General features: G+C 55.5%; 11 protein-coding genes. 7 read left to right on the top strand and 4 right to left on the bottom strand.

Annotated elements, in window-relative coordinates:
* Positions 1–60 precede the first annotated feature (60 nt).
* On the bottom strand, positions 61–255 hold the full coding sequence (locus AC07FD_RS25220) for a hypothetical protein (protein ID WP_478352039.1): 195 nt from the start codon (positions 253–255) through the stop codon (positions 61–63).
* A gap of 210 nt (positions 256–465) precedes the next feature.
* Here AC07FD_RS25220 and AC07FD_RS25225 point away from each other — a divergent pair, with 210 nt between their 5' ends.
* Positions 466–1,632 carry an NAD(P)/FAD-dependent oxidoreductase gene (locus AC07FD_RS25225; RefSeq protein WP_478352040.1) on the top strand — a complete coding sequence of 389 codons (1,167 nt, stop codon included), beginning with the start codon at positions 466–468 and terminating at the stop codon, positions 1,630–1,632.
* Between the two features lie 30 nt (positions 1,633–1,662).
* Here the strand turns inward: AC07FD_RS25225 and AC07FD_RS25230 are convergent, their stop codons facing one another.
* On the bottom strand, positions 1,663–2,577 hold the full coding sequence (locus tag AC07FD_RS25230; protein WP_478352041.1) for a MurR/RpiR family transcriptional regulator: 915 nt from the start codon (positions 2,575–2,577) through the stop codon (positions 1,663–1,665).
* A gap of 405 nt (positions 2,578–2,982) precedes the next feature.
* Complete coding sequence (locus tag AC07FD_RS25235) at positions 2,983–3,447, bottom strand: hypothetical protein (RefSeq protein ID WP_478352042.1); 465 nt, start codon at positions 3,445–3,447, stop codon at positions 2,983–2,985.
* A 691-nt stretch (positions 3,448–4,138) separates the two neighbouring features.
* Between AC07FD_RS25235 and AC07FD_RS25240 the strand changes: the two genes are divergently transcribed.
* The 6 genes from AC07FD_RS25240 to AC07FD_RS25265 all read left to right on the top strand — a co-directional run bounded on the left by AC07FD_RS25240 (position 4,139) and on the right by AC07FD_RS25265 (position 10,851).
* The gene (locus AC07FD_RS25240; RefSeq protein WP_478352043.1) at positions 4,139–6,004 is read left to right on the top strand and encodes a branched-chain amino acid ABC transporter ATP-binding protein/permease; all 1,866 of its coding nucleotides are present in this window, start codon (positions 4,139–4,141) and stop codon (positions 6,002–6,004) included.
* A gap of 131 nt (positions 6,005–6,135) precedes the next feature.
* Positions 6,136–7,299, top strand: a complete 1,164-nt coding sequence (locus AC07FD_RS25245) for an ABC transporter substrate-binding protein (protein ID WP_478352044.1) — start codon at positions 6,136–6,138, stop codon at positions 7,297–7,299.
* A gap of 16 nt (positions 7,300–7,315) precedes the next feature.
* Entirely contained in the window at positions 7,316–8,020 is a 705-nt protein-coding gene (locus tag AC07FD_RS25250) for an ABC transporter ATP-binding protein (RefSeq protein ID WP_478352045.1), read from the top strand.
* A gap of 9 nt (positions 8,021–8,029) precedes the next feature.
* Entirely contained in the window at positions 8,030–8,914 is an 885-nt protein-coding gene (locus tag AC07FD_RS25255; protein ID WP_095090335.1) for a branched-chain amino acid ABC transporter permease, read from the top strand.
* 161 nt (positions 8,915–9,075) lie between these two features.
* Entirely contained in the window at positions 9,076–10,257 is a 1,182-nt protein-coding gene (locus tag AC07FD_RS25260) for an acyl-CoA dehydrogenase family protein (protein WP_478352046.1), read from the top strand.
* Between the two features lie 51 nt (positions 10,258–10,308).
* Positions 10,309–10,851, top strand: coding sequence for a flavin reductase family protein (locus AC07FD_RS25265; protein ID WP_206073804.1), 543 nt, complete (start codon positions 10,309–10,311; stop codon positions 10,849–10,851).
* Positions 10,852–11,164: 313 nt separating this feature from the next.
* On the opposite strand, the gene AC07FD_RS25270 is transcribed toward AC07FD_RS25265, so the two are convergent.
* The gene (locus AC07FD_RS25270) at positions 11,165–12,481 is read right to left on the bottom strand and encodes an aspartate aminotransferase family protein (RefSeq protein ID WP_478352047.1); all 1,317 of its coding nucleotides are present in this window, start codon (positions 12,479–12,481) and stop codon (positions 11,165–11,167) included.
* Between the last annotated feature and the right edge of the window lie 415 nt (positions 12,482–12,896).

A 12,896-nucleotide genomic window follows, 5' to 3' on the forward strand; every position in this document is an offset into this window, starting at 1 on the left:
GCAACGAACATGCTATCTCACAAAGCATGAATTGCTGAAAATTATTTGTCAATGATGCGATCATTTTGATAGATAGAAAATTTTTTCCGGCGCGGCCTTGTGTTCAGCCATGGCCTCAAGTTCGCGATAGATCGGATGAGGCTTGGTTTGTTGAGCAAGCGGGAAGGTCGAAGGTGGCCGAGGAGGTCGAGTGCCGCGGACTGAAAGAATTTCTTCAAACATTGCAATTAACTGTAGACAGGAAAAAAATTCCACATTATTTTCGCTCCTCAGCCAGCCTATCAGCGGACTGCTTGGCCAAAGGTGGGGAGGGGTGGATCTTGTGCAGAGGGCATTCTGCTCTGAAGAAAGTTTATTGCGAGCCGGTCGCAATCGTCGTCCTGGCCCTTCACCACTCGCCGTACCGGAAGTGGCTGCATCGATAAGGATAGCCGGTTGGGCTTTTTCTTGTAACAGGAGCATCAAATGAGCGAAAGATACAGCTGTGACGTACTCGTTGCGGGAGCGGGAATTGCGGGTGCGGGGGCAGCCTACTATCTGTCGAACCAAAATCTGAACGTTATCCAAGTCGAGTCCGACCATCCGGCTTCCGGACCGACCGGCTCATCGTCCGCGGTGTGCCACGCGTTCTATGGCGATCCCGAGTTATCTTTGCTCGCAAAACGGGGAATCGAGATCCTTAAGGATCTCCCCGGCGCCTTTCATCAATCTGGCTGCCTGTGGGTTTGCGGCCCTGAGCACGAACCCGCAAATCGCGAGATTGTTAAGCGGATCCGCGACGATGAAGGTAGCCGAATCGAGGGTCTGACCGGAGAACAGGCGCAGGCAATTCTCCCTCATTTCAATATGGAGGGGATCACTTTTGCCGCCTGGGAAGACGAATCGGGACACTGCGACCCTTACGGTGCAACTAACGAATTGGTCAATCGAGCTCGCGCAAATGGCGTTAAGTTTATGGGCGGCCGCTCGGTTACCGAAATTCAAGTAACAAATGGAAACACGACCGGGGTGACGCTAAGTGATGGCACCGTCATCTCTACCGGTCGCGTAATTCTTGCAACGGGTGTTTGGTCGAAGGCGCTCCTGGCTAAGCTTGGAGTTAGCCTACCGACGTTTATTGAACGCCACTTCATGGCAGTAATGGACGCACCAGGTGTCGCAAGGAAGTTACTTCCGCATTGTTGGGTTGATGAAACTACGAACTGCTATGCTCGGCCGGAAGGCGAGAATACAATTTTGGTTGGAACCTGGGGGGGCGGCGGCACAGGCGTCGAGAACGACGCGCTTAAAGAAGCACACGCGCGCATGAACTATCGCCTCGAGGTCGCGGGCCAATTGGACCGAACGATCACGCAAGAGGAATCGGTCTGGGCCATTGAACATATCATGTCCCGTTCTCCTGAGATTGCCGAATTGGGCATCCGTCCCGGCTACGCCTGTCAATATGATATGAGCCCGGATCACCTCCCTATAGTTGACGAGATTCCGGGCGCAAAGGGAACTTTCGTGATCACCGGCTCAAGTGGGCATGGCTTCAAGCTTGGGCCTGCCATGGGCGAAGTCGTCGCACAATGGGCGTTGGGTCAACGTCAGGAATTGCTCAGGAAGTTCTCATTGCATCGCTTCGCATAACGTCCTCAGCGCATTTGCATCCATGGCGCGCTACTTGGTCGTCATGGATGCCAGCGCGGGCTTTTCCTCTTCGAGGAGACGCGCGTTATCCAGCGATGCACTCGCCTGGAGGCGGATCTCCTCCAATTCCTCGATACGTTCGCGCGTCCGCTTCTCCATGGAAGCAAGGATTTGAGCGATAACAGCTTCGATCTGCGCCACCGATGACGCCATCGTATCGTAGGGCGAATTAACCTCAATTGGGCAGGTTAGTGTTAGTTCTGAAAACTCGGCAATGGGCGATAACCAAGGGTCCGTAAACAGAAGAATGCGAACGCGGCGGGCCGCAGCTAATTGGGCGAACGCAACAACGTCCAGCTGATATCGGCGATAATCGAACACGATTAAGAGATCGCGCTTTCCCAAGTCGACTAACACGTCCGTCTTTTGCGCCGATAGTGCGTCGATATGTATGATGTCTGGCCGAAATTGCAACAAGTAGGCTGCTAACATGCCTGCGATAAAACGGCTGTACCGCCCGCCGAGCAGGACGACCTTGCCCTTTGTATCCATTACCAGGCGGGCGGCCCGTTGATATGACGCCAGCGGGGTCGATGTCAGCGCTTTGTTGAGGTTGCTGGCCACCGAATGCATGTAGGCGATCGCAGCTCCTTGTTCGCTATGCGTCCCCATGTCGGGCCGTTTGGCTTCCATCATAAGCAGCGGCGAATGCAATCTTGCTTCAACATCTGCAAGTAACCGCCGTTGGAGGGCGGGGAACCCTTCGAAACCCAGCTTCATGGCAAGGCGAACCACAGTAGGGTCACTGACGCCGGCGCGCTTTGCGAGACTCGTGGCAGTGCCTAAGCCGGCCGCCGGGTAGTCGGTCAGGAGCACCTGAACGATCCGCTCTTCTGATGGTGTCAACGAAATGGCCCCGTGCAGCAGCATGTCTCTAACGTTCATCGTGTCCTCCAACTGACATTGCTGAAGAGAATATTACAAAATTTCTCATTGTGAATATGTTAGCGGGCTGTCCGAATAATGCACGATGGCAAGCCACCAAAGTGCGCGCAAGCGCGGCTACGCTAGTTTTCGACTACAGAAAGGCCGTCCACATTGTTGGGCGGTCGCGGCCAACATCGGCTGCCTTGGCCTTGAGCCAGCCTACAGGGTCACACCGGTCGCCGTCCATTCCCAAGTCGACCGGATCTCTTTCGGCTGGGGGGAGGTGGAAGACGCTCTGAACCATCAGACGCGCCACTGCCCAACTCCAGAGGGAACCGATCAAAGCGGCGTGACTCAGACGAAGCCGCCCCAGCGACCCCGGTGGCTCAGATACAGCAGGACCTGGTCTGAAGACAGGTTTTCTTAGCCTTCGTTGCGCAATAGAGCTTTGTGCCGTTGTAGAAAGTTGTCAAGATGAATCTGACCATCGCTTGAGTCTTCACCTTCCGCCTGAGCGAACGCGAAAAGCGCAATTTCGTGGTCAAGAAGTAACTGGATATAGGGTCGGTCGTCAACCGGCGCCTCGACAAGCAGAGTCTCAAATGCACGAACGAATGGCCCCAATAGCTTCTTGAGCTTTACCGCAAATTGAGTCCAACCAAGCTCTTCGTACTCAACGGTTTCATCGCGTCCCTTCTCAGCAAGCAATACTTTGCTATTTGGTTCAAGTTTGTAACGCGTGATAACTGGCAAAAGCGCCTCTGCTACAAGCCGCTCAATGGCGGCCAAATTGCGCAACTTTACGCGAGATTGTTCACTGTCAGCCTTTTGGGCAAGAACGCTAAAAAATTCTTCCCCCAAGATTTCACCCTCATAGGCGCTGAGCACGCGATTTTCGTAAGTCGGAGCAACAGAAGACCGCATCGGAACACCTTTATCGATCATGATTGTTGAGGGGCGCGACGGAACGAGCCGATTTGCTGAAGGCTCGTTCCGAAATACAAATTGTGGGCGGCTGGAGGCTGACCAACCGGCATCATACTCAAAGCCTATTCGAGGGTAGCTGCGGCCCAGGTGCGTGTCAATATCTCTTCAGAGGCTGGCGCTGATGGAAGAAAAGTGGACGAGTCGGCAACGAGGAGGGGCAGGCAGCCTGTAGCAGGATCCAGGCGAGGAGATTGCGGCATGGATTGAAGATCAAACTTCCTGGGTGCTGTTTATGTGCGATTTCGACGATGGACAAGGGCACCAGGAATTCGGCAGTGAGGTAAGACCAGAGATGCCGCCCTTTCAGGATAAGGATCGGATGGTCCTCAAAGCCTTCCCGTTCTGGTCTGACTATCTCCAATATCGATCAGCGCGCGCCGATCGGCATTGATGGCTATTGCTCAGCTCTGTGGGGATTGTGCGCCGGGAGGTCAAGTTCACCAGCCTCTGGGGTAGCAATCAGCGATCTTACGACCGCAGCTGGAAGGCTGTAGCGCCTTCTGCACAATTTTTCATATGACAGAATGATGTAATGATATTGACATGAAGGTTGACCTGTCCAATAATCGTAATTCCGCAGAGGAGCAGACGGATGGTCAATTCCCGCATCAAGGCTGTGACGATGGATTCGCTGGCTTTGGCCGTTATCCTAGTGGCAGTAGGGATCTTGGCCGGTGTTTTGTTTGGAGCGAATGGAACCCGGATCGCGACATCGATGTCAATCGTGGTCACTGCCTGCGTTGGTTTGCAGGTTTTTTCCGGCAACACAGGTATCGTGTCATTCGGTCCTGCAGCCTTCATGGGGGTGGGCGCCTACACTTCAGGCATCCTCACGATGAGCCCTGTTGTTCAACGGACCGCACTTCCTCACCTCCCGGTCTGGATGGCGGGCTATGGTCTTTCAGTCTGGTCGTCGTTGATTGTAGCCGCCCTTACGGGGCTGGTTTTGGCTGGGGTGAGCGGCATCGTTATGCGGCGGTTGTCCGGTTCGGCTGCGTCCATCGCCACTCTGGCATTGCAGATTATCGTCTACACGGTTCTGGTAGCGACAAAGGATATCACGCGCGGCAGCCAAACATTTTACGGTGTGCCCCGCAATACCACGCTTGTGGTTGCTCTATCTGTGGCGGCGCTGTCGATCGCAGTTGCCCGAACATTTAGGGATACAAGGACTGGTCGCGCCGTCCGAGCCACGCGAGAAGACGAAGTAGCCGCAGCGGCAGTGGGCGTGGACGTTCGCCAAGCGCGACTTAGGGCATGGCTGTTGAGCGGGACCATTTTGTCGATTGCCGGGGCGTTGACGGCTCAGTTTTTAGGTGCCTTCGGCCCCAAGGATTTCTACTTCGAGTCGTGTTTTCTGCTGATTTCGATGCTGATCGTCGGAGGCATCGGTTCTGTTTCGGGCGCTTTAGTGGGCGTGATAGTAATCACAGCAGTCACGGAGCTTCTGCGGGCGCTAGAGGGCGGGGGTGATATCCTCGGATTTTCGGTCCCGGCCTTGTACGGACTGCCTCTCGTTGGTGCTTCGCTTGCAATGATTCTCGTCCTCTTCATCAGGCCCACTGGTCTTGTTGGTAGCCGGGAACTCGAGCTGTCAAAAGCATGGAATCCTTTGAAGGGGCGCGACAGCAAGCTCCTTCCAGGATCGCAAGATTTTCAGGCACCAAAGGGTGCACACGCTTTGGAGGCAAATCAGCTGTCTCGTCATTTTGGCGGTGTGCGGGCCGTCGACGGGGTAACCTTCAAGGCTGAAGCTGGCCTCATTACGGGGTTGATCGGTCCGAATGGTGCCGGGAAGAGCACCTTGATCAATCTGTTGACTGGCCAGTTACGACCTAGCGCAGGTCATGTGGCGCTTGGATCGGATTTGATAGAAAATAAGCAGCCTCACATGATTGCCCGCGCAGGTTTGGCGCGAACTTTCCAAAACCTTCGTGTCTTTGCTGACATGACCGTAAGGGAAAATGTCTTGGTTGCCGCTGAGGCATGTGCGGCCGACACGGCTCTATCTGTATGGCGCACCAATGACGCCCTGGCGCGTTTTGGCCTGGAAACATTAGGGGACCGGCTTGCCGGCAGCCTTCCGTACGGACAGAGACGTCTTGTAGAAATCGCCCGCGCTCTTGCCACGGGCCCCAGGTTCCTCCTTCTTGACGAGCCTGCGGCGGGGATGAATCCGGCCGAGACCAAAGAGCTAATGGGCAGGTTGGCCGCACTGCGCGCGGACACAGGCGTGGGCATTCTCGTGGTTGAGCACGACTTGCACCTTATAATGTCGCTTAGTGACACCATCGTCGTTATCGACCGGGGCAAGCGCATCGCCGTGGGCACGGCAGACGCGGTCAGAACCGACCCTGCCGTGATATCAGCCTATCTCGGAAGCAAAAGGATGGGCGAGAAAAAAACTCAGGTCGAAACAAGCTCTGTGGTGCAGGTCATCGGCGCTAGCGCGTCCTAGAGATGGTATCGCTGAGTTACTCAGTCTGATGGATATTTAATGGTTACAAAAGCACAAAGGAGTTACAGACAGAATAACTATTAGACTTCGGAAAACGAAGCATTGGTCAAACCTCACACGGGAACTCAAAAATGAACAAGCTAAGATATGCAACTGCGCTCGCTGGCCTTGCTGCGATAGCGCTCTCGTCAAGCGAGGGATACTCATCGGCGGATGAATACAAGATTGGAGCCGCAATGGCCCTGACTGGTGCCTTGGCACCATACGATCAACCCGGCCTGGCCGGCTTCAAGTTAGGCATCAAAGATCTCAATGCCAAGGGCGGCATTGGGGGCATGGCGACGGTCACTCTCGAAGTTATCGACACCCGGTCCGACACAGCGGCTACCGTCAACGCGGCCCAGAAATTGATCGAAGACGGGGTTCAATTTCTCATTACCCCGGCCGATGCCGATCCCTCGATCGCAGCGGGTCAGATCGGACAGGCAGCGGGCATTCCGATGCTCAACCTCGCTGGTTCGCCCAGCCTAACACCTGCTGTCGGCGACTATATGTTCATTTCTTATCCATCCGACACTGTACAGTCGGCTGCGCTAGCAAGTTATGCCGCAGAAACCGGCTACAAGACGGCATTTCTTCTGAAGTCACCCGACTCCGCCTATACGTCCAAATTCCCAGACTATTTTGGCGAAACGTTTCGGAAAAAGGGTGGGAGCGTTGTCGGTGAAGCGTCCTACTCGATGGGCCAGCCAGATTTTTCTGCGGTGGTTTCTCAAATCAAGCGATTAGCACCGCAACCTGACGTTATCATGACGACCGCGTACGAGCCTGACTTCCCAGCCTTCATCAAGCAGTTGCGCGGTGCTGGTGTTAAGGTTCCTGTTATCGCCTCGGATGCCATCGGTACTCCGACGGTGTACGGACTCGGTTCGGTGGTCGATGGCGTTGTGCACTCCTCAGCCGGCTTTCCAACCCCTGGCAGCGGGATGGAAGCTTTCAACAAGCGCTTCAAGGAGGAAACCGGTCATGACGCGGAAACCTCGTACGAGGCATCAGGATACGAATGGGCACAATTGCTCGACGCCGCAGCTCGCAAAGCAGGATCGCTCGACCCCGCGAAAATCAGAGACGCATTGGCTGGCCTGGAAGATGTGCAAACCGTTCTCGGCAAAGTGACGTATGCTGGAACTGAGCGTGTTGCTCTGCGCGACGTTGCAATAATCCGAATTGAGGGGGGGAAGTCGACCTTTGTGAAGGTATATCGACCGACGAAGGAGGAAATCCCCAATCCTTAAGCTGGTAGGAACGCCAATGCTTCGTGTCGAGGGAATGAAAATACGCTACGAGGCCGTCCAGGCTGTCCATGGCGTCGATCTAAACGTTGGAAATGGAGAACTTGTCACACTCATTGGCGCCAATGGCGCCGGCAAGAGTTCGATTCTTGCCGGCATCGCCGGGTCCATCCCACCTGCCGAGGGCAAGGTGTTGCTCAAAGGTCAGCCACTCACCGGCCTGCCCGCAGACGTCATCAGCCGAAAGGGAATAGCACTAACTCCTGAGGGGCGCCGTGTTTTCGCCCATCTCACAGTTGGTGAAAACCTGCATTTAGGGGGAGCGGCGTTCGCGAAAGGTAATGAGCTGCGGGCTCGCCGAGATAGCATGCTCTCCCGCTTTCCCATCCTTGCTGAGCGCATCGATCAAAAGGCAGGGAGCCTGTCGGGCGGTGAACAGCAGATGCTGGCGATCGCCCGATCTTTAATGAGCCAGCCCGACCTGCTCTTGCTCGACGAACCTTCGTTGGGCCTTGCGCCTCAAACGATAGACAAGGTCTACGAATTAATCGAAGACCTGCGCAAGCAGGGGCTTACCATTCTGCTTGTTGAACAGAATGTCGAGTTGGCTCTGTCCGTGGCCGATCGAGGCTACGTGGTAGCCAACGGCCGTATTGCTCTAAGCGGTACGGCATCTGAACTCGCCAGCTCTGACCTTGTGCGGCAGGCATATTTGGCAATCTAGGAGGTCGTCATGGAATTCGTCCAGTACCTGGTTAATATTCTTAGCCTGGGTGGAATATACGCTCTCCTGGCGCTGGGGCTGGCGATCGTATTTTCGATCGTTGGGCTCATAAATTTCGCACATGGCGAACTGATGACGATTGCAGGCTACCTCATAGTACTGTCGCTTTCATTCGGCCTGCCGTTGCCTGTAGTTCTTCTAGTGGCCTGTCTGGGAGCGGCGCTCTCTGCGGTATTGATGGATCGAATAGCGTTTCGTCCTATGCGGTCCGCGTCCGTGACGACGCTTATGATTACCAGCTTTGGCGTAAGCACCATTTGCAAGGTTTTCTTTCAAAACGGAGTTTCTGCTCGCGGAAGAGCGGTCGCTCTGCCGGAATGGATGTCAGGAACTCTTACTTTCGGAGGCTTTCAGATCGGTATGGTCCCGCTGACATCCATCGCCCTGACGGCACTAGCTCTAATCGGGCTCGACATCTTCTTACGCAAGACCACTTTGGGCGTCGCGATGCGCGCCGCATCCGAAGACTTCATCATGGTTAGCTTGCTTGGTTTGCGCGCAAACACAGTCATTGCGACGTCCTTCGCGATATCAGGCCTTCTTGCTGGTATTGCCGCGATATTGTGGATTTCGCAGCGTGGCTCGGTAGATCCGCTCATGGGCTTTACTCCAGTCCTGAAGGCCTTCATCGCTGCGATCATCGGCGGGCTGGGTTCTTTGCGGGGAGCCGTGCTGGGCGGCTTTGTGCTCGGCGCGTTGGAGGTCGGTTCAGAACCGTTCCTCACCACTGGAACCGCGCCATACCGGGATGCGCTTGTCCTTCTGGCGGTAGTTCTTTTGTTGCTTGTCAAGCCGGACGGTCTATTGCCAGCCGTACGGGGTCTTCGCTCGTGAATATGCACGCTCTGGTGGCGGGTAGGAATCAGACCGGATGTAACAAGTACCGACGGCAAACGAGCAAGCACTGACGCCGCTATGGCTTCAGCCCGTTGAGCAACATTATCAATTTGCCGCGACGGTGTGCGTATATCGGTATAATAAGGAGGAGAACAGTGATGGATTTAACCCTAAGTAACGCCGAGCTGGTACGCAATGCTCGCGCACTCCGACCGCTTTTGCGTGCAAATGCGGAGGAATCAGCAAACAACAGACGACTTGCTCAGGAGAGTGCTGCGGCGGTGCGAAGCGGCGGCTTTCTGCAGGGTTTGGTGCCGCGCCGCTGCGGTGGTCGCGAGATTGATATCCAGACATACTGCGAGATTTGTGAGGAACTAGCCCGCGGCGACAGTGCTGCTGGTTGGCTCGCCATGGTCGCCAATAGCAGCGCATCTTTGATGGGGCTCATGCCTGACAAGACGCGCGACGATGTCTTTGGCTCGGATCCCCGCGCGGTCGTCATCGGTCAATGGGCCCCCACCGGGAAAGCCACCGCGGTCGAGGGGGGCTGGATGTTGACAGGCAAATGGCCCTGGGCGTCCGGATGCTTCGAAGCGCAGTGGAGCTTCGTGGGCTCCGCGGTCCTGGATGCCAGTGGGGCTCTGATCGACGTACGGCTTGCACTGGTGCCGACGTCCGAGCTGAAGATCGAAGACACATGGCATGTCGCTGGGATGGCAGGGACGGGGAGCAATACCTTTGTGGGAAAAGATATCTTCGTGCCGGAACACCGGACGATGCTCATCAGCGAAATGCTTTCCGGCTTCAGTCGCTCGGACCATTCTGACGAACCTCTCTATCGGGCACCGCTCATAACCGCGCTTCCGTTGGGCATATGTTCTGCGGCTGTCGGGATGGCGGAGGCAGCTTTCGATTTCACGTTGGAGAACCTCGAGCGCGGCAAGCCCATTGTGACGTCCCTATATACAGATGCAAGGCAGTCCCCAAGCTACCAGCTAAATCTGGCAGATGCTCGTGGTCTGATCGACTCCGCACGGTTGCATACGATGCGCGCGGCCAGCGATATCGATCGCTCCGTCAGCGACGGTACAAGCATGACCGATCTCGAGCGAGCTCGCGTCCGACTTGACGCGGCGGTTGCGCAAAAACGCGTGCGCGAGGCCGTAGACCTGCTGCTGAACATAGGCGGAGCGTCGGTTTTCATGCTCAGTAATCCGGTCCAGCGGATCTGGCGCGACATGGAGACTTGCACGCGACATGCCTATATTAATGGCGACATTGGGCGCGAGATATACGCCCGGGCGCTGCTGAAGCTTGACCAGGTGAGTGCAGGCTTCTGAAAATTAGGTCTGCGATCAATTCAGAACGGGTCACTGCTACGGAGGACAGACTTGGATAGGAACGATGCCTTCAGGGAGGCGATGGGCCGTTTCGCCGGGGCCGTCAATATCATCACGACTGAAGAAGATGGCCTTCCGAGCGGCCTGATCGCCACTGCGGTTTGTAGTTTATCCTTCGATCCGCCGTCTGTTCTCGTTTGCATCAACAAGTCGGCCAGTTCGCACGACACGATTTTACGGCGAGGTATCTTCGCCGTAAATCTGCTATCTCCTGCGTTGTCCAATGTGGCGCGTCGATTTCAATCTCAAAAAGGTCCAGATCGCTTCGAGAAGAAATATTGGGTCGCGGGCAAAACCGGGGCACCGCTCCTTGTTGGCGCGCCGATGGCGCTTGATTGCAAACTTAGCCATACCTACGACGGTTTTTCGCACAGTATCTTGATCGGCGTCGTCACCGACGTGCAGCTTGGGGAGGGCGATTCCCACAATTCGCTCCTTTGGCAAGGTCGCCGATACCACAAGCCGATGGAATTCGTTGAACTGGTTCGTCGACCCGCTGACGTACAAATGATTCTGGATGAAATGATTTTCTAGGTTCAGAAAGGATCGCATGATCAGTCGCACCCGCGAAATCACTCTACGACGATCCTTGAGATCTCAGCCCCCATCATCACGCTCCGCCACTCCGCCCTCAGCTTGGCCAGTTTCCACCTTCTGCGAAGTACTCGGTCTCGAACCGCGCCGAGTCGATTCTGCCCACGGTCGCGAGGCTGGCGGTTCAATTTGCATACGTTCGCGCAGATCCTTTGAATCTCGGACAATTCGCGGCTGCGTTTCTTCAGCCCTCGCAAGCACTGACTTACTAACTCGGTATTCACGAAGCCGAAACGGGCCAACTTGGTGAATATCACCAGCCGGCAAAGGATGAGATCAAGTCGGGCGAAACCTTCCCAGCGGCGACATCTTGAAGTGCTTGACCAATAATAGAAATGCCTTCGTCGGCTTCACTTGTACTCAATATGAGCGGCGGGGTAAGCTCCAGGACGTTCGAATTCGAACCGACATAATACATTACGAGTCCAAGCTGGAACGCTCTATAAGCAGTGAGAGCGGTCTGGATTTTCGCTGGTGCGCGACTAACGCGATCGCCCACAAGCTCAATCCCAATGGCAAGCCCTTTCCCCCGGACATCGCCAACCAAATCCCAATCTCTGCTTCGCTTCGAAAGTGAGGCCAACATGTAAGAGCCGATGTCTGCCGAATTTCGGACCAACCCGTCCTTTTCGATCGTCTCCAGTACCGCCAATGCCGCTGACGCGCAGATCGGATTGCCGTGTAGCGTTTGGTAGGAAAAGGTAGGGGAGTGATTCATAATGGGTTCGGGGCCGACGACCGCAGATATCGGCAAACCTCCGCCGAGGCCTTTACCAAAAACCACAATGTCTGGCTCAATCCCTGAATGTTCGAAGGCGTGCAGAAGTCCGGTTCGAGCTAGGCCAAACTTCACTTCGTCACACACCAGAAGAATTCCGTGCTGACGGCAAAACCGTTCGATCTCGGCGAAGAAACCGACAGGCGGCACTAGCAATCCTCCATCGCCCTGTATTGGTTCGATAAAGAAGGCAGCAACTTCTTCTGGCCGAACGTCCGCCGAAAAAACCTCCTCGAGATGGGACAGCGCCGCGGCACTGGCAGCTGTCGGGTCACCTGCCGCGTAACTGTTCGGATAAGGCACCAAGATCAGGCCGCCGAATTTCTCCACACCTTTGAGCGCCGGATGACCCGAAACAGCCATGGAACCGCTGGTCCCGCCGTGATACGCGCCCTTGAAGGCCAATATTCGACGGCGTCCGGTGGCTGCGACGACCATTCGAGCTACTGTTTCGTTAGCATCAGAGCCAGAGTGCCCCAACCAAACTCGGCCGCGGCTGCGTGGTGGAACCAATGATAAAAGCTTCTCAGCAAGAAGCACGCTAGGTTCGTTTGCGGAAGACAGGTAGCTTGCACCAGCTTGATCTGAAAACGCCCGCGTAATGGCCTCGCGAACCGAAGGATGAGCATGCCCCAGGCTGGCAGCTCCCCAAGAGGCCGAAAAATCAAGAAGCTGGCGACCATCATCGCCTCGCAAATACGATCCTTTCCCTCCAACGACCGCTTGAGGAAAGAAACGAAGTTGAGCCATGTTCGAAACTGATTTGCTTTCACGGCGATAAAGATCGGTCACTGGTCTTCCTTTCATATCGGCAGCGGGGAGCACCGGGCGATTTCGGCTATTCGATCTTCTTGCTCGCCATAGGTAAGGCGCTCAATTCGGCTCTATTGCTTGCCAAAACGCGCCGTTGACCAGGCGCGCGGCCATTGCCAAATTATTTTCAGAATTTTACCATTACTGCAAATAGAAAAAATTTTAACATTTTAGTACGGCCGGCAAGGAACGGGCATCGGGGCCGGAGATTAGGCGCACAACGAGGGTGGCGTCGACCAAGAGCGCAGCTCCGGCATAGCATCGAAAGGCTGCGGAGTGTGGATAGTCAGCCTTGGCCTATTGCGGATTACGCCAGCCGGCGCGCACCCTGGCTACCATGGTGGCGGAGCATGTTGAATTGGCGTTGTTTGAGCAGTCGCTCGGCAATCGCGAG

The sequence above is a fragment of the Mesorhizobium waitakense genome (assembly GCF_056431085.1).